Below are 24,325 nucleotides of genomic sequence, written 5' to 3' on the forward strand. Positions count from 1 at the left end.
TTGTTTTTATGTGATGACCTTCTTTTTTCGCTATGTATAATTTTAATAAATAGCAAGAGGAGGGAAAATAATGGGGGGAATTTTATATAAGAAAGCACGTGTTGGACTATATTCAGTTGGTTTAGAAGCATATTGGGGGCAATTTGGAAATTTAAAATCAAGAATATATGCTTATAATAAATTTATTGAGAAGCGTTTAGAAGTAGATGCACAAGTGTTTAATTTCGGGTTAGTTGATACAATCGAAAAAAGCCGTGAAGCAGGACAATACTTTAATGCAAATAATGTAGATATTATTTTGCTGCATGCAGGAACTTATGCAACTAGTTCACTTGTATTACCTATCCATCAAAGGTGTCAAGCAAAGGTCATTGTTTTAAGTCTGCAGCCGACATCGCAGATTAATTATAATGAGACGACGATTGGTGAATGGCTAGCTCAATGTGTTGCCTGTCCAATTCCGGAGTTTACAAATGTGTTACATCGAGCAAACATTCAATATGTAGTAATTAGTGGTTTATTAGGTCTCGATCAGCAACTTCCGAATGTACTAAGTGGTGAAGTGACCAATCATCGTTCAGAAGCCAAGAGAGCCTGGTACGAGATTTTAGAGTGGGTTCTTGCGGCAAAAGTAAAAAGGAATTTACAGGAGACAACAATTGGCTTTTTAGGAAACACATATAGCGGGATGCTTGATATGTACAGTGACTTTACAATGGTGCAAGCGCAAACAGGTGTACACATTGAAGTATTGGAAATGTGTGATTTAGATGCTTTATTAAAAGATGTGGACTCCACTATGATTGAAGAAAAGCAGAAGGAAATGCTGGATATTTTTAATATTAGCGAGGATTCTTCATTCGATCCTTTAGTGAGAAAACCTACAGAAGAACAACTGAATTGGGCATGTAAAACAGCTGCAGCATTACAGTTATTAGTTGAATCAAAAAAACTAGATGCATTAACTTATTACTATCATGGTGCATCAGGAAATAAATATGAGCAACTTCAAAGTGGTTTTATTTTAGGGCACTCATTATTAACTGCGAATGGCATTCCATGTGCGGGGGAGGGTGATTTAAAAACGGCAATTGCTATGAAAATATGCGATATTTTGCAAATAGGGGGAAGCTATAGCGAAATTGTAGCGACTGACTATGATCGGGAAACTATTTTATTAGGACATGATGGACCGTTTCATTTGAAAATTGCAGATGGAAAGCCTATTTTGCGTGGTATGGGAGTTTACCATGGAAAACAAGGCACAGGTGTTTCGGTAGAAGCAAAAGTAAAAACAGGGCCAGTTACAACTCTTGGCGTGACACAAACAGTCGATGGAAAGTTAAAGTTCATTGTAAGTGAAGGTCAATCGACAGATGATGAAATTATGTTGATTGGCAATACGCAAACCCATTTGAAGTTTGACCTTCCACCAGATTTATATATGGAAAAATGGTTTAAGGAAGCACCAACACATCATTGCGCTTTAGCAATAGGGCATAATGCGAGCGTAATCAAGAAAGTAGCATATATGTTAAATATACCTGTTAGCTATATATAAAAAGGGCTTGCCTGATATTTTTCAGGCAAGTCTTTTAAATTTATTCAGCAATGATAATGTTCACCCCAAGTTCTTCAACCTGAATTTTAAATTTAGAATCAACTTTACTGTCCGTGATTAAATAATCAATTTTTTCAATATCAGTTACATGTGCAAATGCAGGCTTATTCGATTTACTTGAATCCATCATTAAAATAACTTCATCTGAGTTAGCGATCATTAAGCTTTTTAAAATTGCCTGTAATTCACTTGAATCACTTACGCCATTCATAATATGGGCACCAGTACAAGAAATAAATGTTTTATTAACATGGTAATTCATGATAGAGCGCTCGGATAATGGACCAACAAAAGAATGAGACTTCGCCGAGTAACGACCACCTGTTGAAATCACTTCAATTCGATCTTTACTAATTAATTCATTGATGACTTGCACTGAATTTGTAATAACAATTATCGGTATATTCGGTAAGCTATTTGCCAAATACCAAGCAGTAGTACTTGCATCAAGCATAATAGTATCACCTTCATTAACTAGTGTTGCCGCATGCTTGGCGATCACTCTTTTTTCATTTACATATATAATTTCACGTTCGGTGAAATGAACCTCGCTATCTGTTGTTTGATATTTAATCGCACCGCCATGCTGACGAATGACTTTATTCTCACGTTCAAGTTTTTCCAAATCGCGCCGAATTGTTTCTTCTGTGACAGAGAAGAGTGAACTAAGTTCTGTTACACGAACCGCGTCATGTTCTTCAAGAATTTCGCAAATTTTTTTTCGTCGCTCCGCTGCTAGCATAGACACTGCTCCTCTCTAACTATAACAACAATAATAGTAACATATTAGAAGGAACAAATTATAGATTAGTTATGGCGATGCAATAGAATCTCTTGTTCATAATGGTGAATGTCCTTTAGCCAATCTTCTTTTACAGGAACATTCATTTGTTCGCAATAGTAATCCCAAATTGCCCCGAATGGATATGTCTTAAATTCTTCCATTAGCGCAAGTCGTTCTGTAAACTTGCCATCGTCTTGTAGCTTTTTCAAATAATCATTCGGTGTAAGTAAAGCATACAGTAGAGCCTTAATCATATTACGTGTGCCAATCGTCCAAGCTGCAACGCGGTTAATGCTCGCATCAAAAAAGTCTAATCCGATTATAGTACGATTAATTGCATGATTACGTACAATTTCAAGTGCAATTTCTTTCAGCTCATCATCAAAAGCCACAACATGGTCACTATCCCATCGAACGGGTCTTGAAACATGCAACGCAATCTTGTCGTTAAATAACAGCATTGTCGATAATTTGTTTGAAACTGTTTCTGTTGGGTGGAAGTGGCCTGTGTCGAGTAAGCAAATTTTGTTATTTTGCAATGCATAGCTTAAATAAAATTCATGTGAGCCGACTACATAGGATTCCGAGCCAATGCCAAAAAGTTTACTTTCTACAGCGTCTAAATTAAACTTTGGATTTGTTTCATAAGCGAAAATTTGATCTAATGATTGTTTTAATCTTTGGCGTGGTGTTAGGCGATCGCTCGGTGTATCTTTAAATCCGTCTGGAATCCAAATATTTGTCAGAGCTGTAGTTTGGAGCTCCTTTCCCATATGCTCGGCGATTTTGCGGGAGGCAATACAGTGCTCGATCCAATATTGGCGGATCGATTCGTCCGGGTGAGCTAATGTTAAGCCATCTGCTGCTTTTTCATGGGAAAATAATGTTGGATTAAAATCTAAACCTAACGCATTTTTTTTCGCCCAATCGATCCATTTTTCGAAATGCTCAGGCTTTATTTCATTTCGTTCTACTGCTTTTCCGTCTGTTTCCGCATAAATTGCATGTAAGTTAATGCGGTGTTTTCCGGGAATTAAAGAGAGCGCTTTTTCTAAATCAGCTCGGAGTTCTTCCCCATTCCTTGCTTTGCCAGGATAATTTCCTGTAACATCAATGCCCCCAGAAAGTTCACTTTTATTTATTTCAAAACCACTAATATCGTCACCTTGCCAACAATGGATGGAAATTTGAATGGATTTTAATGTTTCTAATGCTTGATGAACATCGATTCCCCATCTTTCGTAGTCTTTTTTTGCAAAATTAAATTGTTCAGCAGTCAACATATATTTACACCTCTTTTTCGATATTAAAAACACATTTTAAATCAATTGAAACTGGACTATTATTAGGATTCGTTTCCATTAAAGGTTCCATATAAGCCCACCATTTTTGGCAAATTTCAGTTTGTGAAAGGGCATCCCAACTATGCTCCTCGCTTAATTCGAGATAACCGAAAAGCTGACCAGTTTCTTCTAATAAAAAAATAGAATAGGAAAGCGCGCCATGTGAAAAAATCGCTTCTTTTAATTGTGGCCAAAGCTCATCATGTCGTTTTTTATATTCTTCATAATGCTGTTTGTATACTTGCATGGAAAATGCCTTTTTCATGTTGATTCCTCACTTTTTAATAAGGTTTTCTCAAAAAATGTCTCAAATAATTGTGCTTTATTAAATACGGCAGGGGAAAACTGCTTAATAGGAAATGAGTTGTGAATGACAGCTCTACCTTCCCGGATATTGCAAATGGATTGATTGGAGATTAGCTGTATTAATATATTTCCGATAGCAGTTGCTTCTGAAGGCCCGGCATAAATCGTCTTTTGACTGTATTTTGCAATCAGCCCATTTAAATAATCATTATTCGAACCACCGCCCACGATATGGAGATGATCTATTATTGCATTACTTGTTTGTTCTATATGTTCTAAGTGAAATGCAATTAATACTGCGAGGTTTTGGAAAATACAAGCAGCTAATTCACCCGGTGTTTGAGGGGCGACTTGATTTGTTTCTTGACAATAATGTTGAATTTCTTCAATCATATTTTCCGGATTCAAAAACCGGCTTTCATTTAAATTAATATAAGCTTGTGGATCCTGCACTTCTTTTGCAAGCTCGACTAATTGAGCAAAGCTATATTTTTCTGGCAGTAAGCGTTGAACTTCTTGAATAACCCATAAGCCCATAATATTTTTTAAAAAACGATACGTTGAAAAGGCTCCATATTCATTCGTGTAGTTTTCATTTAAAGTTTGTGCTGTTATAATAGGTTCTCCTCTTTCAATTCCTACTAATGACCAAGTTCCGGAACTTAAATATGCCCAGTTTTCAGTAGAAGCAGGTGTACCAAGCACTGCTGAAGCTGTATCATGTGAGGCAACGGAAATAACTGTTGCCTCTGGAAGATCATATTGAAGCTGAAGCGTTTTTTGAATCCTCCCTATCTTTTCTCCTGGTTCTATTAATTTAGGAAATTGCCACGCTGACAATCCCAGTAATTGCAGTAAATCTGGATCAAGCTGACGGGAATGAATATTTAATAATTGGGTTGTAGAAGCATTTGTAATTTCGAATGTTTGTATGCCTGTTAGTAAAAAGTTCAAATAATCCGGAACAAGAAAAATTGTCTTTGCTTGTTGAAGTACGGAAGAATTTTCTTCAAATAATTGAAAGAGTGTGTTGAATGATAAAAATTGTATGCCCGTCTTTTTATAAATAGTTTCTCTATTAATCTTTTTAAAAACCTTTTCCATCGTATAGTTTGTTCGTTCGTCGCGATAAGAGTATACTTCCTGCAATCTTTTTTCGTACTCATCGAGGAGAACATAATCTACAGCCCATGTATCAATCCCAAGTGTACAAGAGGAAATTCCTTGTTTTTTAGCTATTTGCAACCCTATTAAAATTTCATTAAAAAGATAATCAATATCCCAAAAGCTATGGCCGTTTTTTTGTTTAAACTGATTAGGAAAACGGTGAATTTCTTGGAGAACGAGTTGGTTTCCATTAATTTTCCCATGAACAATTCTGCCGCTTGAAGCGCCTATGTCGATTGCTAGGTGATGCATACAATTCACTCCTTGCTTAAGTTATCGTGCAAAAGCAGCTGGAACACCGCCATCAACGGTTAACATACAGCCTGTAGTTTTACTTGATTTGGAAGAGGCGAAAAATAAAATCGCTTCAGCAATATCGGAAGGAAAAATATTTACAAGCAATGTTGTACGCTGACGATAATGTTCTTCTAATTGATCTGGTTCAATGTTGTAAGCGGCAGCCCGTTCTTCTCTCCATTTTGATCCCCAAATAGCAGAACCTTGCAAAACTGCATCCGGTAATACCGAATTAACGCGAATATTATGCTGGCCACCTTCTGTAGCGATGCATTTTGCTAAGTGAATTTCCAAAGCTTTTACAGCGCTGTAGGCAGCAGCATTTTTCCCGGCATAAATTGAATTTTTCGAACCAACAAATACCATATTTCCACCCATATTTTGTGTTAGCATCGTTTTAAATGCCTCACGAGCAACTAAAAAATAACCAGTTCCTAATACGTTCATATTTAATTCCCATTCTTGCAAAGATGTTTCCTCAAATGGGGCTGAAGTGGCTAACCCGGCATTATTGACGACAACATCAATGCCACCATAAGTTAATACAGTATGTCCGATTGCATTTGTTACTTGTTCTTCACTCGTTACATCCATTTTTATTGCAGAAGCAACAGAAGATTTAGAGAGTTGATTTAACTTATCTGCCACTTTTTGTGCGCCTTCTTCATTAATGTCTGCTAAAACGACATGGGCACCCTGTGCTACAAAATGTTCTGCAGTAGTACTTCCAATTCCTCCCGCTCCCCCTGTAATAAATACGATATGTCGAGAGAACTCTTTTTCTGGCGGAGCTAAAGATAGTTTATAAAGTTCCAAGGGCCAATATTCAATAAGGAAAGATTCTTCCTCGTTTAAAGAAACGAAATTCCCTAATGTAGTCGCACCTTTCATCACTTCAATCGCGCGGTTATATAAAGCTCCGCTAACTTGTGCCATTGAATAAGATTTCCCTGTGTTAATCATCCCAATTCCTGAAATTAAAATGACACGCGGTGAAGGGTCGAACATTTTATCGTTTTCGGATTTATAAAGTTTAAAGTAGCTTTTGTATTCCTCTTTATAATTAGCGATTTGCTGCTTAATATTTGTTTTTAATTCATCAATTGTTTGTAATGTATGGTCAAATTCAATATAAAGCGGTTTCATCTTTGTATGAACGAGATGATCTGGGCATGCTGCGCCAATTGATGAAAGCTGGTGTGCTTCTTTGCTATTCACAAATTGTAAAATGCTTTCGGAAGTGTCTATTGATAGAATTGCTTTCTGTGATTCACTGACAGCGCCGCGGATAACAGGCAAAATTTCCTTTAATACTTTATTTCGTGAGGACTCTTCCAAGTCGCTATGTTTTGTGCCGCCAAATAATGCAGCTTTATTCATTTTTGAATGAATAAAACTTTCTGCTTCTTGAATTATTGCAATTGTTTTAGCGTAGCTTTCCTCTGCCGTATCTCCCCATGTAACAAGTCCATGCTTTTCCATTAAGACTAATTCAGCGTTCGGGTTTTGAAGAACGGCTTCAGCAATCATTTTGGAGAGGGTAAAACCAGGGCGAATATAAGGCACCCAAACAAAACGGTCTCCAAAAATCTCTTGAGCGATCTCTCTGCCGTTATGTGCACAGCAAATGCTTATAATGGCATCTGGGTGTGTATGATCTACATGTTTAAAAGGCAAAAATGCATGTAATAACGTTTCGATAGAGGCGCGGGGCTGAGAAGAATCAATCATGCAGTGCCCTAAATAAGCAACCATTTCCTCGTCGGACATTTGTTCTCGGGAAAAGAGTGGGCGAATATCCTCTAAATTAAGTGCGGTAAATTGCTGTGGTTGAATCGTCGCTAGATCTGAGCCGCTTCCTTTCACCCATAAAACTTCTACTAACTCACCTTTAAAATTCTTCATATGACCTTTTGCAGAAGTATTACCACCACCCCAATTACACACAGTGCGGTCCGATCCAATTAAATTTGAACGGTATGCTAACAAATCCACGTCTGTCGAAAATGTTTGAGCATCATTTGTATTCCAATTATTTTTTGGCATAAATTTATCCCTCCATCAAAATCTTTGTTTATCTTTGATTTTTATTATAAACATGTTTGCTTATCTTTGTATATATTTTTATAAAATTCAGATTTTTTAGAAGAAAGTGATTGAAAAGAGAATAAAATTACTTTAAGATGTAAAACAAATACAAAATTAAATGTGGAATAAGCTTTGTTTTTGTGTATTTTTATTTGAAAATAATAATTCGCATGAAAAAACAACAAAGGGGCTGTTTATATGTCCGAGTATGTATTAGAGCTAAAAAATATAATAAAAGAGTTTTCCGGAGTAAAAGCGCTTACAGATGTAAATTTCACCTTAAAAAAAGGTGAAATTCACGCATTAATGGGAGAAAACGGCGCCGGAAAATCAACATTTATCAAAATCATTACAGGTGTTCATGAACCAAACGCTGGCGAGATGTATATCAATGGGGAAAAAGTAAGCTTTAAAAATCCAAGAGAGGCTCAGGCGTACGGGATTGCAGCAATTTATCAGCATGTTACGAATTATCCGGATTTATCTGTAACGGAGAATATTTTTATGGGGCATGAGAAAGTTAGTCCTAGAATGAAGAGACTTCTTTGGAAAGAGATGCACAATGAGGCAAGGGCAATTTTAAAGCAGCTTGGCTCTAATATTGATCCTACAATGCAAATGGGAGCATTAAGTGTGGCACAACAGCAAATTGTGGAAATTGCTAAAGCCATTTCCACAAATGCAGAAATTATTATTATGGATGAACCAACCGCTGCATTAACGGCAAGAGAAAGTGAGGAACTTTATAAAATTGCAGAAACACTACGGGATAATGGGGCATCCATTATTTTTATTTCACATCGTTTTGAAGACATGTACCGTCTAGCGACACAAGTAACAGTTTTAAGAGATTCGAAGTATATGGGAAGCTGGAAGATCGACGAAATTTCAAATGAGGATTTAATTGTTCAAATGGTAGGACGACAAATATCGCAAGTGTTTCCAAATAAACATAATGAAATCGGCGATACGGTACTACGGGTGGAAGGTTTAGGGAAGACAGGATATTTCGCGGATGTTTCCTTCGATGTGCGCAGAGGTGAAATTCTTGGATTAACGGGGCTAGTAGGTGCAGGAAGAACTGAAGTATGCCAAGCGATTTTCGGTATTGCCCCTAGCGATACTGGCGCCATTATTTTAAATGGCAAGAAGGTAGAAATTAAGAAGCCGAAAGATGCAATGAATTTAGGGATTGGTTATTTAGCTGAAGATCGTCAGCTACAAGGGCTTATTTTATCATGGGATATTGGACGGAATATTACACTGCCGGCGATGAAAAAATACAGCAGTAATGGTTGGATTAAACTGAAGAAAGAAGCGGCAGTGAGTAAAGAACTTGCAGAAAAAGTAAATGTAAAGGCAAATTCTATATTTGATTTAGTAAGTTCTTTATCAGGCGGGAATCAGCAGAAGGTAGCAGTAGCAAAATTACTTACTTCTGATGTGGATATTATTATTTTAGATGAACCAACAAAGGGTGTTGATGTTGGTGCAAAATCAGCAATCTATGAAATTATTAATGATTTAGCGAAAAAAGGCTATGCAATTATCTTAGTTTCCTCGGAAATGCCTGAAATTTTAGGGTTGAGCGATCGCGTTGTCGTAATGAAAGAGGGGCGTATCGTGAAAACGCTTGCAATTGAGGAAGCGACGCAAGAGAAGATTCTTGAAGCAGCCATGAGTACAGCATAAAAATTGAGCATTTGATTTTGCGGATAAGGGAGTGGGGGAAATGACAAATCAAACGTTAGAAGTGGAATCGATGAATGAACAAAGCGAAAGTAAGTTTTTTGCACTTTTTTTTCGCTTTAGGGAACTCGGATTAGTTGCCTTCATCATTATTCTTTGTGTTGTCATCCAAAGTCGTAACAGCAGCTTTTTATCAGTGGAAAATATTAATGATATGGTGAAAAATACAGCAATCATGAGCATATTGGCAGTCGGCATGATGCTTGTATTGATAACACGTGGGATTGATTTATCAATAGGGGCCATTATTGGACTTTCGGGGATGATTTGCGCTCAGGTCGTTAGCAGCTATAGTTCTAACCCGATTCTTGTTATTTTGTTAGGTATTGTTATTGGGGTCATTTGTGGTTTGACTAATGGTTTTTTAATTTCAAAAATTGGGATTCTGCCTATTATAGCAACACTGGCTCTTATGAATATTTTCCGCGGTGTGACCTATAAAATAAGTAACGGGGAATGGGTCAGCTCCTACCAAATGTCGGAGGGATTTTTGAAGATTGCGACAGGCAATATTTTAGGCATCAATAATCTTATCGTAATAGCCATTATTATTTACGTTGTTTTTTACTACATTGTTAACCACACAATTATTGGTCGCCAAGTTTATGCTGTTGGTAGTAATCCTGATTCGGCAGCAGTCAGCGGTATAAATCAAAATAAAGTATTATTGTTTGTTTATGGTACGATGGGCGGCTTAGCGGGTTTAAGCGGTGTTTTATGGGTATCAAAATTTGCTTCGGCTCAAGGGGATACAGCGTCAGGCTATGAATTAACCGTCATTGCTGCATGTATTTTAGGGGGAGTTAGCATTGCAGGTGGTGCAGGTAAAGTTTCAGGTGTATTTTTAGGGGCATTATTATTAGGTATTTTACAAAATGCTTTACCTCTATTAAATGTTTCACCATTTTGGCAAACAGGTATTCAAGGCGCCATTATTTTATTTGCCGTAATTTTAAACACATTAGTAAAACGTAAAGTAGATCGCAACAACTTATTGAGGAGGAAAATTTAATGGAACAAAATACGAATAAAACACAATATATTCAACGGCAACTAAGCAATAGCAAACCCTTTTCCTTAAAATCTTTCTTTCTTCAATGGGAATGGCTGCTTATTATTATTTTGATTGCCGTCTTTATCGTGAATTCTAGTCTTTCACCATACTTTTTTAATAAAAATATTTTATTGGATGCACCGATGACGTTTTTAGATAAGGCATTTATCGTATTTCCAATGGCCTTAATTATGATATTACGAGATATTGATATATCGGTTGGCTCAACAGTGGCACTTTCATCAGTAGTTATGGCTACTTTATACAATTCATATGGCGTTCCAATGGAAATTGCAATAGTTGTCTGTTTGGCGGTAGGGGCAACATGCGGTCTAATTAATGGGCTGCTGATTGTAAAATTTAAAGAGCTCTCGGCTGTTATTGTGACATTAGGAACAATGATTTTATTTAGAGGAATTGCTTATATTCTCCTTGAAGATCAATCTTCTGGCAATTTTCCGGAATGGTTCAATTTTTTAGGGTGGGGTTATATTGGGGGAATCCCCTTTATCCTTATTATTTTTATAACGGTTGCAATTGTTTTCATGCTACTACTTCATAAAACGACATTCGGCAGAAATATTTACGCAATGGGCAGTAATCCAACAGCAAGCCGATTTGCAGGGGTAAGTGTAGATAAAATCCGTGTCATCGTTTTTACATTAGCAGGCTTAATGGCAGCAGTAACTGCAATATTTTTAGCGTCAAGAATGGGAAGCACACGTCCGAATGTTGCGACAGGCTATGAATTAGAAGTTATTGCAATGGCTGCATTAGGAGGAATAAGTACGGCGGGTGGTAAAGGTCGTATCGCGGGAACAATCATTGCCATTTTCATTATTGGTTATTTACAGTATGGATTAGGTTTAATTAATATTCCTGCCCAAACATTGCTCATAGTGATTGGTGTTCTATTGTTGTTATCTGTTTCAATTTCAAAAATCTCTTTAGCAGCACTTTTTTCCAAAAAAACTTAATGTGGTTTTATTGAAGAATCGTCACAGATTCCGAATTAAAATAAATTTTCAATAAGGGGGCAGTTTTATGAAAAAGTTATGGAGCTTATTTCTTTTCGTTGCATTGTTTTCCGTCTTGTTAGTTGCTTGCAGTACTGTTGATGATGCTTCTTCATCCACAAGCACAAACTCTAATACTGCAGGCGATAGTGGGGAGAAGCCGAAGTATGCTTTTATTTTTAAAAATACAGGAAATCCATATGGGGAGAAAATGAATGAAGGATTTAAGAAGGCTGTAGAAGAGTTTGGCGGCGAGGCTATTTTACGAGCGCCAGACCAACCAACCGCTGAAGGGCAAATTCAGATTATTGAGCAATTAATTACTCAAAATGTAGCTGCAATTGCGATCGCTGCCAATGATTTTGATGCATTGCAACCTGTACTAAAGAAGGCAATGGATAAAGGTATTCAAGTGCTTTCTGTCGATTCAAGTGTTAATGCAAATAGCCGTATGTTACACGTAAATCAAGCCAATCCGGAGCGTATTGGTCGAATTCAAATCGAAGCGGTATCGGAAATGATTGATGGAGAGGGCGAAATAGCGGTGTTAAGCGCAACGTCTCAAGCATCAAACCAAAATTTATGGATTGAATGGATGAAGAAAGAGCTAGAAGATTCGAAGTATGCCAACATTAAATTGGTGAAAGTTGCTTATGGAGATGACTTGCGTGATAAGAGCGTTTCAGAAACAGAGGCGTTATTAAAATCATATCCAAATTTAAAAGCAATTATTGCTCCAACAACTGTAGGAATTGCAGCAGCAGGGAAAGTGTTAACAGACAAAGGTCTAAAAGATAAAGTGAAATTAACAGGATTAGGTTTACCGAGCGAAATGGCGAGCTATATCGAAAGTGGTATATCACCATGGATGTATTTATGGAATCCAATTGATGTTGGATATGGAGCAGCTTATGCAGCAAGTGAACTAGTAAACGGAAAGACAGGGGAAATTGGTGAAAAGTTTAGCTTAGGTGATTTAGGTGAAATCGATGTTGTAGAAGATGGTGATGGCACACAAGTAATGTTAGGTGATCCATTCAAATTTGATGCAAGCAATATTGGTGAGTGGAAAGACGTCTATTAGTAAATAAGCGAGAGATGAAGTGTTTATTGGCACTTCATCTTTTTTAGGAGTGAGAAAATAGGTGGAAAAAGACCAAATTAACCGTTCTTGGGCAAAAGACTCTCATTTCATAGTTTGCAAACCGCATCCATATACACGTTCGAAACTGCTTTTTGCAGAGGAAATGGGCTATTTCCACACCTATGCTCCCTACAGTACGGAACGTTATTTTAAAGATGCCTATTTATTCGTTACGACAGTAAAAGGTAAAGGAAATCTATTATATGAAAATAAGCGATATATTCTGGAGGAAGGGGACACATTTTTAATTGATTGCAGGAAATATCATAAGTATTGGAGCGAATATAGTGAAGATTGGTCTTTTTACTGGGTGCATTTGAATGGTTTACCGATGATTTCTTTTGATAGCCTGTTTAGAAAGCAAGGTATTGTAATTAAACGAAATGATGCATTTTTTGAAGAGAAAATGATTGAATTAATAAATTCGGAAGAGGAAAAAATGAGTGCATTTGTAAAAGAAATACATCACCATGTCCTATTAAACAGTATGTTGAGTGAATTTTTATTAGCTCAAATACAATTTCTTTCTTTTCAGATGGAAGCGCCGGATTTTCTAATAGAAGTTTTAATGTTATATGAAGAAAACATATCGCAAATTATAACGTTAGAGGATATCGAGCAAAAATTAAATATAAGCAAATATATGATAAATAAGTGTTTTAAAAAATATTTAAATATGACGCCACATCAATATTTAACAAAATTGCGCTTACAAGAAGCACAGAAATTATTAATTCGAACAGATTTACCAATCAATGAAGTTGCTCGAAAAATTGGTATTCCTAATGTCAGTCATTTTATCAATATATTCAAACGCAATTTTGGCGGTTTGACGCCTGTTCAATTTCGTTTCAATCATTATATGAAAATATAAAGAACTTCGGATTTTTTTCCGAAGTTCACCTTCTAGTAATCCTCCACCAAAATATAAGTCATTCTCACCGGTCCATGCACCCCGACAACTAAGTTCATTTCGATATCCGCTGAGTTGCTAGGTCCTGTAATGAAGTTAATGCATGAAGAGACATGTGACTGTTTTCGCAAATATTGCGCAGCTTGAGTCATGCGGGGAACAATGCTGCTTTTCGGTATAATGGCAATCGAATTTTCAGGCAAAAAGGAAATTGCCCGGCCAACTTCAGGTGACGCTTGAAGCATAATCGTTCCGGATTCAGCTAATGTAATATCGCTAATAACGATGCCGACGTTCGCCTGTTCGGCAAAGTCGATATTTTGTTTACCTTCTAATGGCTGCCACTTTAGACTTTCATACTTTTCGAATACCGGTAAAACATTCAATGCTTGAAAGCGGGAATCGTCGCTGTAAATAACATGCCCGCCGCCATAGTTTGCGATTGTTTCATTCATTATTACAGGCAATTGCGTTTGTGTGCACTGTTTCACTGTAGTGTGGATGTTTAAGCATTGTTCGGTGAAAACTTCTATAAGCTCATCAATCGAAGCATCCTTTAATACTTTGTGTTGCGGGAGATGCTTCCAGTTTCGCTCAGGCTTAGCCAAAGAAGGGGCAGACCTGCCGAGACGAGTGGCGACTGTCTGTAAAAAACGTTCGCGGTTTTGGATCATTTAGATTCGCCTCCTTTGTTATGCTGCTCGAACCAATCACGGAATCGTTCTTTTTGCACGGACGGGAAATCACGGTATGCAGTCCAATTTTTAAGCGGACCAGGACCGTTTGTAATCTTTTCATCCTTCGTGAAGGGCTTCATAACGGTTGAAGCCATTTTTGAACCGAATTTGTAAATCGATTGGGAAGAGGTTCCCATTCCAAATGCTTGCATTAACAGACTTTCGCTAATTGGTGCACGGCCTTCCCGCTCAACGATCACTTCCCGGTGCGTATGAAGCAATTGGTGCAATGGTATTTTCACCGGGCATACATCGGTGCACGCGCCACATAAAGTGGAGGCGTAAGGCAATTCCTTATAGTCATCATAGCCGCCTAATAATGGGGATAAGACGGCGCCGATAGGACCTGAATAAATGGAACCGTACGTATGTCCGCCGACATGGCGATAAACAGGACATGTGTTAATACATGCCGCACAGCGAATGCATTGTAAAATCGATTGGAATTCGCCGCCTAAAATGGAAGAGCGCCCATTATCAACAATAACTAAATGAAATTCTTCGGGACCATCGACTTCGAGCGCTTCTTTTATACCCGTTAACACCGTAATATAGCTTGTCAGCTTTTGACCAACCGCGCTGCGAGTGAGCATCCCGACGAGCACTTCCATTTCCTCGAATGTGGGCACTAGGCGTTCCATGCCCATTACGGAAATTTGCGTTTTCGGCAAGGCTGTTACAAGGTCTGCATTTCCTTCGTTTGTCACTAAACAGACGGAACCTGTTTCTGCAACAGCAAAATTGCAGCCTGTAATGCCAATATCGGCGGTTAAATAATGCTCGCGCAAAACTTGACGCGCATGCAATGCCAGCTCTTCAGGTTTTGATGTGGCCGTATAGCCGATTTTTTCGGCAAATACTTCCCGGATCTGTTCCTTATTTTTATGCAGTGCAGGTGTGACGATATGAGAAGGCGGATTATGGTCGTCAAGCTGCAGAATATATTCTCCCAGATCTGTTTCAATCACTTCGCAGCCCAATTGTTCCAAATGCGAATTTAAGTTGATTTCTTCCGTTACCATTGATTTTGCCTTCACTATTTTTTTGGCATTTTTTTGCTGTGCAATGTTTGAGATGTATTCATTCGCTTCTTGGGCGGTTTGCGCGAAAAAAACATGCCCGCCGCGTTCTTCTACATTTGTGCTTAATTCATATAAATAGTAATCGAGATTTTCCAGTACATGCTGTCGGATTTCCTCGCCATGATTGCGCCAAGCTTCCCAATCCAAAGATTCGATTGCAACGCTGCGCCTTGTTTGAAAGCGGTGCTGGGCAGCAGAAACAGCACCGCGCATAAAATCGTTTTTCAAGTTTGCTGATAGGCGTTCATTAAATTTTTGCTGACTGATTTTCATTGCCATTTGGAACACTCCTTTGCAATTAAAATAGTAGAGGGTGAATAGAATGTTAACGACTATTCAATATTTCGGCTATATGCATCGTTTTGACTTCAATATTTTTCCTTTCTATTCGTCCGCCGATATTCATCAGGCAGCCCGCATCTGCGCCAATTAAATAATGGACGCCGGTTTGTTGAATAGAAGCGACCTTTTCATCTACCATTTGTTCTGAAATTCTCCCCATTTTCACGGAGAACGTTCCGCCAAAGCCGCAGCAGTTTTCTTTTAACGGCATTTCAATCACTTCAAGGCCTCGTATATTTTTTAATAATGTCATTGGCGCCTGCTGTACTTTCAATAAGCGTGTCATATGGCATGAAGGATGGTATGTAGCGGTCCCGGTTAATTTTGCCCCAACATCCTCGACACCGAGCACATCGACAATAAATTGTGTGAGCTCGTATGTTTTGTTTGCGATTTTTTGTGCCCGTTCTTGCCAAATCGGCTCATCTTCGAAAATATGCACATATTCTTTTAGCATATAAGCACAGGAGCCGGATGGACAGACGATAACTTCAGCATCTTCAAATACTTGGATTGTGTTTTTCATCGTATCTTTGGAGGCTTTAACATAGCCGCTATTATAAGCAGGTTGGCCACAGCATGTTTGGCCTTTTGGAAAATCCACCTTGCATCCTAAATGTTCTAATAGCTCAACCGTATTTTTACCGACACTGCTTTGAAACATATCAACTAAGCATGTAGCGAATAATGAAACATTCATACTAATCCCCCATTTCCCCATTTGATTTAAATTTACAACTTTCTGATAACTTAGTCAACAGGTCATCTGATGACTAAGGGAATAAATGTTGTAAAAGAATAAGGGAGCTATGAGTCCTTTAATCCGCGAAAAGCAGGGATTCCACTGTTTCAAGATGCTTTGCCATTGCTTGTTTTGCCTGCTCATAATCTCCGTTCACTAAAGCATTGTAGATGGCTGTATGTTCTTCATGTAAATTGTACAATGCATTTGGATTTGTGCTCGATAAAATAGTGCGTGTATGCTGAATTTGCCGGGCGATGGGCTTTGAAACACTTTGCAGCATCGAAACAAGTAAAGGATTGTCTGCTGCTTCAGCAATAATTGTATGAAACTTCATATCGGCGTCACTGCTTGTTTGTGCATCGATTAAAGCGTCATTCATTTTGTTGAGCGCTTCTTTTAATTGCTGAAGCTGCTGAACCGTTCTGCGTTTTGCGGCATTTTCGATTAAGCCGAGCTCCAAAACTTTCCGCACTTCAAAAATTTGCAGTAAATCCTGCCGGGAAAAGGTTGCATAGTTTGGGATGTTCAATGTAATATCTTCTGCTGTAACTTGGCGGATATAGGTTCCTTCCCCTTGGCGAATTTCGACGATGCCACGAGCTTGAAGAGCTGTTAAAGCTTCACGGATAGCAGAGCGCCCAACTTCGAAATTTTTTGCCAGCTGTTCAACTGACTCCAGTTTCTCGCCAGGTGAAATCTCCCCATTAATTATACTTTGTTCAATAATGGAGGCAATTTGTTCATATAATTTTTTTGGTTTTGGTTTTGGATTTCCGTATTTCATATTTCAAGATCCTTTCCGTATTTAATTTGTTCGAAAAAAAGCTGCTCCAGTAAGTTGGAAACAGCTTTTGCATTAAGGGTTAATCGAAGGGAAGCAATCTTTTGGGATGACTTCAGGGTTGTTCACTAGTCCTTCTGTTACATCCGCTTCTAGTATTTTGCCATTATAATTGAATTTAAAAATTCCATTGTCGAAATCCGTGCCGATTTCCTTAAAGAAAATGCCTTCGAGGGCCACGATTTTCGGACAAGTAAAAGCGACTTTGTAATGGCCGTTTTCCTCGATTAAATAAGCGCGCACACCCTTTTCGTATATATCGATCAATTCATCTTCGGAAGGGCGCTTAACCGATACAATATGAAAATCAACGAACGGGATTTCCTTTAAAAGCACGTTTAAAAACGAGCCCTTCGTAATTTCCTCCCAACGGCTTTGAGCACTTTGACCTACGATGATTTGCGTTATATTAAAGTTCATGGCAACTTCTGTAATCACTTTAAAAATCGGGCGTCTTTCATTATCTTTAATGATAAACTGCTCGACTTCTAATTCATCTGTTAATTGCTTCCACTGCTCGATATACCCGGATTTTTCGGCATCAAAGGCATCAAGGGGCTTTGAATCAACCGTCAACACATATAATGGGCAGTCGAGTAATGTTGCTAGCTTGTGTCCGCGTCGAATTAATCGCTCGCCATTTTGTCCATAATATACACAAACTAAAATACTTTCATCCAATCGGCCTTTAACATGTTTCATTTTAGTTCGCACCTCTTTTTCTTATCCTATAATAATGTATCGTATGTGAATATATTTTGAGAAATAAAGCATAATTGAGATAAAACGAAGGCTATTACAGTGCATTGAGCATATTATTATTGTATACTTATTACTGTGTTGTTTATTTATATTTAGTAAATTTTACGTAATATTTTCTACGTGCATATACTTTTCATTTTAATGAATTTTACTTGTTGGAAAATATATTCTCTATATGCCACACTATTATGAAGTGAGTTATATGGATAGTCAAGTGTGATTGCTAATCATCACGATACATAGCGTTTTTACTTTATTTTTGTAGGAGGTTTATGCTTTTGATTGTCGCGTTTTCAATAATGCTTCCGTTCATCGTGGCAGCATTGATCCCGTTTATATACAGGCGACTTAAAAACATTCATCTAGGATGGTTTGTTTTAGCAGTGCCTGTTGCTTTATTTTCGCTTTTAGCTACATATATCCCTCGGGTCGCAGATGGCGAAGTATTCGTCAGGACATTTGAGTGGATCCCCTCTTTCGGTATTAATATAACTACTTATTTGGACGGCTTGAGCATGATTTTTAGTTTGCTCATTACCGGCGTGGGCAGTTTAGTAATACTGTATTCAATTTTCTATTTGTCAACGAAAGAATCGTTACACCATTTCTATTGTTATTTATTACTATTCATGGGCGCTATGCTAGGCGTCGTCTTTTCAGATAACTTAATGGTGCTTTATGTGTTTTGGGAGCTGACGAGTGTTTCGTCATTCCTGTTAATCGCATTTTGGCATCACCGTAAAGCATCACGTGCAGGTGCGCGAAAAGCAATGACCATTACCGTAACTGGCGGTGTTGCGATGCTTGCTGGTTTTTTAATGTTATATGTTGCATCCGGCACGTTTAGTATACGCGAAATTGTCGCAAATTTAGATGTCGTGCAGTCCAGTGTTTATTTTGTGCCAGCGTTGTGTTTAGTGCTTTTAGGCGCGTTTACGAAGTCTGCGCAATTCCCGTTTCATATTTGGCTGCCTGATGCGATGGAAGCCCCGACGCCTGTTTCTGCATACTTGCATTCAGCCACGATGGTAAAGGCAGGCATTTATTTAGTTGCGCGAACGACACCCATTTTCGGAGGACATGAAGTTTGGTTTTGGGCAGTGAGTGGGGTAGGTCTTCTCACATTGTTCTGGGGCTCGTTCAATGCGGTGCGCCAGTTCGATTTAAAGGCACTGCTTGCCTACTCCACGATTAGCCAACTCGGTTTGATTATGTCTTTATTTGGGCTTGGCTCTGCAGCACTGCATTCAGGCTATTCAGCGGAATCCGTCGTTTATACACAGGCGACTTTTGCGGCATTATTCCATTTAATCAATCATTCGACATTCAAAGGTGCGCTCTTCATGATGGTTGGTATTGTCGACCATGAAGTAGGGACACGGGATATTCGCCGTCTAGGCGGATTAATGTCGCTTATGCCATTTACATTTACGATTGCTGTAATCGGGAGTGCTTCAATGGCAGGTTTACCGCCATTCAATGGTTTCCTGAGTAAAGAAATGTTTTTTGCGGCAACTTTGAAAATTACACAGCTTGATATTTTCTCTCTTAATAGCGTTGGGGTAATATTCCCGATTATTGCATGGGTGGCGAGCATTTTTACATTCATTTACTGCGTCATTATCGTCATGCGTACATTCTTCGGTAAAATTCAGCCCGATCGTTTAGAAAAACCACCTCATGAAGCGCCAATCGGTATGTTGGTTTCACCGTATATTTTAATTGCGTTCGTCGTTGGGATTTTTATTTTTCCTAATGTTTTAGGGGATTATATTTTAAGGCCGGCGATGGCCAGCATCTATCCGATGTTTCCGTCGGCAGAGGAAATGACGCCCCATATTGCGGCATGGCACGGGTATGTTAATACGGAGCTCATTATGACGATTGGTGTCATTGTTGTGGGGGTTTTCCTATACCGCACATTAAAAAAATGGCGTCCGATGTATCAGCTGTTCCCGCCAAGCTATACGCTGAATGCGATGTACGAGCGTGTCATTAATTCAAGTGAGAGCATATCAGGACGTGTAACAAGCCGTTATATGAACGGCAATTTAACATATTACTTCGTTTATATTTATGCGTTTTTCGTAGCTCTTTTATCGGGATATATGATTTATGCAGATGCATTTAGCTGGAATCCTTCAAACGATTCGGTTATCGAGCCTTATGAATTGATTTTAGTGTTTGTAATGATTGCTGCGGCGGTGGCGATAATTTTTGCCAAGCAGCGTATTACAGTTGTGCTGTTGAACGGGGTGCTCGGTTACTCAGTGGCATTTTTCTTTGTCGTATTTAGAGCGCCGGATTTAGCGCTCACGCAGTTAGTCGTGGAATCTGTTACGACTGCACTTTTTTTACTGTCATTTAAGTACTTGCCGAAACTTAAAACAGAGCAAATATCGAATAGTTGGCGATTTGCGAAGGTTACGATTTCCGTGGCGGTCGGTGCCACAGTAACTTTCATTGGTTTAGCGGTGATGAATTATGACCATTTCGAGCCAATTTCTAAATACTTTGAGGACGCGTACAATTTGGCGGGCGGAAAAAACATCGTCAATACGATTTTAGGGGATTTCCGTGCATTTGATACGATGCTGGAAGTCGTTGTGCTATTTATAGCGGGACTTGGCGTCTACACACTCATTAAGCTAAAGGCGAAAAAGGAGGATGCAGACGTTGAAAATAAATGATGTTATTTTGAAATCAGTCGTACGTGGCGTTGTGTTCATTGTCTTTACGCTTGGTATGTATTTATTTTTTGCAGGACATAATGCTCCGGGTGGCGGATTCATCGGCGGGTTAGTGCTCGGCTCGGGGATTGTTCTTTTATATTTAACATATGACATCGAAAAAGTGCATAAAGGGATGCCGTTTGATTTCAAAAAGGTAGCGGCATTGGGTGTATTGCTTGCAACAGGCTCGGCCATAGCTTCGATTTTCTTTGATGTGCCCTTTTTAACACAGACGGATGGCTACTACGATCTCCCGCTTATAGGAGAAAAGCATTTGTCGACCGTTACGATTTTTGAAGCAGGTGTTGCGCTGACCGTTATTGGCACACTTGTAACGATTATTTTGAATATAAGTGAGGATGAATAGTATGGAATCGTTAATGATTGTGCTTGTCGGCATACTGGTGGCAGTCGCTACATATTTAATCCTCTCTCGTAGTGTTATACGTGTTATTGTCGGGACTGCCATTTTATCGCATGCCGTTCACTTGTTGTTGTTGACGGTAGGGGGCTTGAAAAAAGGAAGTGTGCCATTATTGGGTCAAGCGGCAGCTCCGTTTACCGATGCATTGCCACAGGCGTTAATTTTAACGGCGATTGTAATTAGCTTTGCAGTCACTGCATTTTTGCTCGTGCTTGCCTATCGTATGTATTTAACGAATGGAACCGATGATCTAGGGGAGCTTGGAGGGTCATCAGATGAATAATATTATTGTATTACCATTAATTGTGCCGATAATTACGGCCGCATTATTAGTATTTTTAAATAACAATATTAAACTACAGCGGATTGTAAGTTTAATTACGATGATTTTTGTTGCGGGGGTTTCTGTTGTATTATTGCAGCTCATTCAAACGGAAGGGATTATGCGCCTCGACTTCAGTGGATGGCTGCCGCCGTTCGGTATTTTATTTGTAGCGGATTCCTTTTCTGTGCTGCTTGTATTGACGGCAAGTATTGTCACGGCAATTTGTTTAATTTATGCGTTTTCAACGATTGGAGAGCGCCATGAAAAAATGTATTTTTATCCATTTGTATTGTTTTTGATTGCCGGGGTAAATGGCTCGTTTTTAACTGGCGATATTTTCAACTTATTTGTATGTTTTGAAGTAATGCTCCTTGCGTCATATGTGCTTGTCGCTTTAGGCGGGGAAAAGGTTCAGCTGCGCGAGTCCATCAAGTATGTATTAATTAATGTTGTGGCATCATGGATATTTCTGGTGGCGCTTGCTTACTTGTACGGAACATTGAAGACGCTTAATATCGCGCATATTGCACAGCGCGTGGCAGAGGCGGGACAAGATCCATTGCTAACAGTTGTAGCGCTTATTTTTCTGATTGTTTTTGCTTTAAAAGCCGGGTTGCTGCTGTTTTTCTGGCTGCCGGGTTCCTACAGTGTGCCACCGACAGCTGTGCAAGCATTATTTGCTGCATTGTTAACAAAAGTCGGCATGTATGCATTATTCCGTACATTTACGCTCATGTTCCCACTGCAGCCGGAAGTAACGCACACAGTCATCGGTGTAATGGCAGGGCTAACGATTATTGCTGGATGTATGGGGGCATTATCGGGCCGGGATGTCAGGACGATTGCTACATATAACGTCATTATAAGTGTCGGATTTATATTAATAGCACTTGCAGTCGGCACAGAACAATCGATGGCGGGCGCAGTTTATTATTTAATGCATGATATGCTTGCAAAGGCATTGCTGTTTTTACTTATTGGAACGATGGTGCTCGTGACTGGCGAAGTTGTCGTGAAAAATATGAATGGTTTAATTCGGATTTACCCGCTATTTGGATGGCTGTACTTCATTACGATGTGTGCACTTGTCGGTATACCGCCATTAAGCGGCTTCATCGGAAAAGTGCTCATAGGTCAAGGGGCCATTGAAACAGAGGCATACATCCTATTAGCGCTGGCGTTTGGTTCGAGTATAATTGTCCTCTATTCATTGCTCCGCATTTTCCTAGCATCGTTTTTTGGGGAAACATCCATTAATGAAGAGGACAAAAAACCGATTCCGCTTGGAGCGATGGTGTCATTTATATTATTGGCGGCTTGTATAGTAGGTTTAGGAGTTGGCGCCGAGGGATTGGCTGCCTATGTACAGGATGCAGCGTATACATTATCGAATCCTTCCGTGTACATTGAAGCGGTTTTAAATACGAATAGATAAAGGAGGGTGGGCACATGTTAGGCCAATTTATTATTAACTTGTTTATCGCGGCGCTATGGTTTTTATTAAAGGATGATCCAAATGCCGATTTTACGACATTCATGTCAGGCTTTTTAGTCGGCACATTGATTTTATATGCAATGCATCGATTTTTCGGGACACAGTTTTATTTGCGCCGTGTATTAAAGATTATTAAGCTCATCCTTTTATTTATTCAAGAGCTGCTTTTATCAAGTGTTTCTGTGCTGAAGCAAATATTGGACCCGCAGTTGAAAATTACACCGGGTATTTTCACATATGAAACAAAACTAAAAGGGGATTACCAAATTACAACATTGGCGCTGTTATTAACATTGACGCCGGGATCTGTTGTAATGGAAGTTTCGGAAGATGGCAGTACGTTTTATATTCATGCAATGGATATAGAGGAATCGAAGGAAACGGTACTACGTTCAATCGGAAAGTTTGAACATGCCATTTTGGAGGTGACACAATGATCGATACGATTTTAAAGGCGGCGCTTGTTTTATTTATGGTGGCGATTGCCCTTACCCTTTACCGCGTTATTAAAGGGCCATCGCTGCCTGATCGAGCAATCGCACTCGATACGATCGGCGTGAATTTAATTTCCGCGATTGCCATCGTGTCCATCGTATTAAAAACAAAAGCATTTTTAGAGGCTATTTTAATTTTGGGGATTTTGGCGTTTATCGGAACGATTGCATTCTCGAAATATATAGAAAGAGGTGTCATCGTTGAGCGTAAATCAGCTGATTGAGTTAATGGCGGCACTGTTTATTTTATTGGGTGCAATTGTGAGTGTTATTAGCGCATTCGGAATGATTCGTTTACCGGATGTATATACGCGCTCACACGCTGCAACAAAAAGTGCGACACTCTCGGTTTTGCTCTGTTTATTCGGCGGGTTTGTTTACTTTTGGATACATGATGGCTATGTGAGTATTCGCTTAATTTTAGGCATTATTTTTGTATTTATTACGGCACCTGTTTCAGGGCATTTAGTATGTCGCGCTGCGTATCGTTCACGTGTACCTTTAGGAGAAGGGTCTGGAGATGATGCATTGAACGAGATTCTTTTCAGTGAAGAAAATTTGCAGGTGAAAGCAGAAGTAGAGGCAACGCTGAAGGAAATGAAAGAACAAGGATAAAAGCATTTTAAAAGTGATATATGTCGCTTTTGAAATGTTTTTTTGTTTTGAAGGAAACTATAGATTTTGGCAATGTAGATAACTTCATAAAAAAGTGTTGTCCTCGTCCAGGCAAAACGCGTCAACTCCTCGCACCATTAGGCCCCACCACGCAAAAGAAGGGCACTGAAAATCGAGGGCACTGAAAAAGTCCCTTAGGCACAAGTGAGAGAGTACAGGAACGAAAATTCGTTCCTGTACTCTCTTTTT

The 24,325-nt window shown here is 38.9% G+C and carries 23 protein-coding genes; 13 read left to right on the forward strand and 10 right to left on the reverse strand.

The window, feature by feature from the left end; genetic code table 11:
* Positions 1-70: 70 nt before the first annotated feature.
* Complete coding sequence (locus ACTHOQ_RS14985) at positions 71-1,561, forward strand: L-arabinose isomerase family protein (RefSeq protein ID WP_440496956.1); 1,491 nt, start codon at positions 71-73, stop codon at positions 1,559-1,561.
* A gap of 40 nt (positions 1,562-1,601) precedes the next feature.
* Here the strand turns inward: ACTHOQ_RS14985 and ACTHOQ_RS14990 are convergent, their stop codons facing one another.
* The 5 genes from ACTHOQ_RS14990 to ACTHOQ_RS15010 form a co-directional block, all read right to left on the reverse strand.
* Positions 1,602-2,363 carry a DeoR/GlpR family DNA-binding transcription regulator gene (locus ACTHOQ_RS14990; RefSeq protein ID WP_440496957.1) on the reverse strand — a complete coding sequence of 254 codons (762 nt, stop codon included), beginning with the start codon at positions 2,361-2,363 and terminating at the stop codon, positions 1,602-1,604.
* A 65-nt stretch (positions 2,364-2,428) separates the two neighbouring features.
* The gene (gene rhaA, locus ACTHOQ_RS14995) at positions 2,429-3,688 is read right to left on the reverse strand and encodes an L-rhamnose isomerase (RefSeq protein WP_440496958.1); all 1,260 of its coding nucleotides are present in this window, start codon (positions 3,686-3,688) and stop codon (positions 2,429-2,431) included.
* 4 nt (positions 3,689-3,692) lie between these two features.
* Positions 3,693-4,013, reverse strand: coding sequence for an L-rhamnose mutarotase (rhaM, locus tag ACTHOQ_RS15000; protein ID WP_440496959.1), 321 nt, complete (start codon positions 4,011-4,013; stop codon positions 3,693-3,695).
* The gene (gene rhaB / locus ACTHOQ_RS15005; RefSeq protein ID WP_440496960.1) at positions 4,010-5,473 is read right to left on the reverse strand and encodes a rhamnulokinase; all 1,464 of its coding nucleotides are present in this window, start codon (positions 5,471-5,473) and stop codon (positions 4,010-4,012) included. The genes rhaM and rhaB overlap by 4 nt, the downstream gene beginning before the upstream one ends.
* Before the next feature lie 21 nt (positions 5,474-5,494).
* Positions 5,495-7,564, reverse strand: a complete 2,070-nt coding sequence (locus tag ACTHOQ_RS15010; RefSeq protein ID WP_440496961.1) for a bifunctional aldolase/short-chain dehydrogenase — start codon at positions 7,562-7,564, stop codon at positions 5,495-5,497.
* A gap of 240 nt (positions 7,565-7,804) precedes the next feature.
* Between ACTHOQ_RS15010 and ACTHOQ_RS15015 the strand changes: the two genes are divergently transcribed.
* From ACTHOQ_RS15015 to ACTHOQ_RS15035, 5 genes are all read left to right on the forward strand, one after another.
* On the forward strand, positions 7,805-9,298 hold the full coding sequence (locus tag ACTHOQ_RS15015; protein WP_440496962.1) for a sugar ABC transporter ATP-binding protein: 1,494 nt from the start codon (positions 7,805-7,807) through the stop codon (positions 9,296-9,298).
* 40 nt (positions 9,299-9,338) lie between these two features.
* Complete coding sequence (locus tag ACTHOQ_RS15020) at positions 9,339-10,367, forward strand: ABC transporter permease (protein WP_440496963.1); 1,029 nt, start codon at positions 9,339-9,341, stop codon at positions 10,365-10,367.
* Positions 10,367-11,386: an ABC transporter permease gene (locus ACTHOQ_RS15025; RefSeq protein ID WP_440496964.1), complete on the forward strand. Its 1,020-nt coding sequence runs from the start codon at positions 10,367-10,369 to the stop codon at positions 11,384-11,386. The genes ACTHOQ_RS15020 and ACTHOQ_RS15025 overlap by 1 nt, the downstream gene beginning before the upstream one ends.
* Before the next feature lie 67 nt (positions 11,387-11,453).
* Positions 11,454-12,509: a rhamnose ABC transporter substrate-binding protein gene (gene rhaS, locus ACTHOQ_RS15030; protein ID WP_440496965.1), complete on the forward strand. Its 1,056-nt coding sequence runs from the start codon at positions 11,454-11,456 to the stop codon at positions 12,507-12,509.
* Between the two features lie 61 nt (positions 12,510-12,570).
* The gene (locus ACTHOQ_RS15035) at positions 12,571-13,443 is read left to right on the forward strand and encodes an AraC family transcriptional regulator (protein ID WP_440496966.1); all 873 of its coding nucleotides are present in this window, start codon (positions 12,571-12,573) and stop codon (positions 13,441-13,443) included.
* A 32-nt stretch (positions 13,444-13,475) separates the two neighbouring features.
* Here ACTHOQ_RS15035 and ACTHOQ_RS15040 read toward each other — a convergent pair whose 3' ends face one another.
* The 5 genes from ACTHOQ_RS15040 to ACTHOQ_RS15060 all read right to left on the reverse strand — a co-directional run bounded on the left by ACTHOQ_RS15040 (position 13,476) and on the right by ACTHOQ_RS15060 (position 17,931).
* Entirely contained in the window at positions 13,476-14,156 is a 681-nt protein-coding gene (locus tag ACTHOQ_RS15040) for a LutC/YkgG family protein (protein WP_440496967.1), read from the reverse strand.
* Complete coding sequence (locus ACTHOQ_RS15045) at positions 14,153-15,580, reverse strand: LutB/LldF family L-lactate oxidation iron-sulfur protein (protein WP_440496968.1); 1,428 nt, start codon at positions 15,578-15,580, stop codon at positions 14,153-14,155. The genes ACTHOQ_RS15040 and ACTHOQ_RS15045 overlap by 4 nt, the downstream gene beginning before the upstream one ends.
* Positions 15,581-15,626: 46 nt before the next feature.
* Positions 15,627-16,343: a (Fe-S)-binding protein gene (locus ACTHOQ_RS15050; RefSeq protein ID WP_440496969.1), complete on the reverse strand. Its 717-nt coding sequence runs from the start codon at positions 16,341-16,343 to the stop codon at positions 15,627-15,629.
* Between the two features lie 118 nt (positions 16,344-16,461).
* Positions 16,462-17,172 carry a FadR/GntR family transcriptional regulator gene (locus tag ACTHOQ_RS15055; protein ID WP_440496970.1) on the reverse strand — a complete coding sequence of 237 codons (711 nt, stop codon included), beginning with the start codon at positions 17,170-17,172 and terminating at the stop codon, positions 16,462-16,464.
* 72 nt (positions 17,173-17,244) lie between these two features.
* Entirely contained in the window at positions 17,245-17,931 is a 687-nt protein-coding gene (locus tag ACTHOQ_RS15060; RefSeq protein ID WP_440496971.1) for a histidine kinase, read from the reverse strand.
* Between the two features lie 332 nt (positions 17,932-18,263).
* On the opposite strand from ACTHOQ_RS15060, the gene ACTHOQ_RS15065 reads away from it, so the two are divergent.
* Genes ACTHOQ_RS15065 through ACTHOQ_RS15095 form a run of 7 tightly spaced genes read left to right on the forward strand, consistent with a single transcriptional unit; the run spans position 18,264 to position 24,076 of the window.
* Positions 18,264-20,681, forward strand: coding sequence for a Na+/H+ antiporter subunit A (locus ACTHOQ_RS15065; protein ID WP_440496972.1), 2,418 nt, complete (start codon positions 18,264-18,266; stop codon positions 20,679-20,681).
* Positions 20,668-21,090 (forward strand): Na(+)/H(+) antiporter subunit B, encoded by a 423-nt coding sequence (locus tag ACTHOQ_RS15070; RefSeq protein WP_440496973.1) that lies wholly within the window; start codon positions 20,668-20,670, stop codon positions 21,088-21,090. Before ACTHOQ_RS15065 ends, ACTHOQ_RS15070 begins: the two co-directional genes overlap by 14 nt.
* Position 21,091: 1 nt before the next feature.
* Entirely contained in the window at positions 21,092-21,430 is a 339-nt protein-coding gene (locus tag ACTHOQ_RS15075; protein ID WP_440496974.1) for a Na(+)/H(+) antiporter subunit C, read from the forward strand.
* Positions 21,423-22,907, forward strand: coding sequence for a Na+/H+ antiporter subunit D (locus ACTHOQ_RS15080; protein ID WP_440496975.1), 1,485 nt, complete (start codon positions 21,423-21,425; stop codon positions 22,905-22,907). The genes ACTHOQ_RS15075 and ACTHOQ_RS15080 overlap by 8 nt, the downstream gene beginning before the upstream one ends.
* Before the next feature lie 14 nt (positions 22,908-22,921).
* Positions 22,922-23,404 carry a Na+/H+ antiporter subunit E gene (locus ACTHOQ_RS15085; RefSeq protein ID WP_440496976.1) on the forward strand — a complete coding sequence of 161 codons (483 nt, stop codon included), beginning with the start codon at positions 22,922-22,924 and terminating at the stop codon, positions 23,402-23,404.
* Positions 23,401-23,685, forward strand: coding sequence for a Na(+)/H(+) antiporter subunit F1 (locus ACTHOQ_RS15090; protein ID WP_440496977.1), 285 nt, complete (start codon positions 23,401-23,403; stop codon positions 23,683-23,685). Before ACTHOQ_RS15085 ends, ACTHOQ_RS15090 begins: the two co-directional genes overlap by 4 nt.
* Positions 23,663-24,076 carry a Na+/H+ antiporter subunit G gene (locus tag ACTHOQ_RS15095; protein ID WP_440496978.1) on the forward strand — a complete coding sequence of 138 codons (414 nt, stop codon included), beginning with the start codon at positions 23,663-23,665 and terminating at the stop codon, positions 24,074-24,076. Before ACTHOQ_RS15090 ends, ACTHOQ_RS15095 begins: the two co-directional genes overlap by 23 nt.
* Positions 24,077-24,325 lie beyond the last annotated feature (249 nt).

Origin of the sequence: Solibacillus silvestris, from assembly GCF_051967575.1 — a bacterium.
Taxonomy (GTDB): domain Bacteria; phylum Bacillota; class Bacilli; order Bacillales_A; family Planococcaceae; genus Solibacillus; species Solibacillus silvestris_B.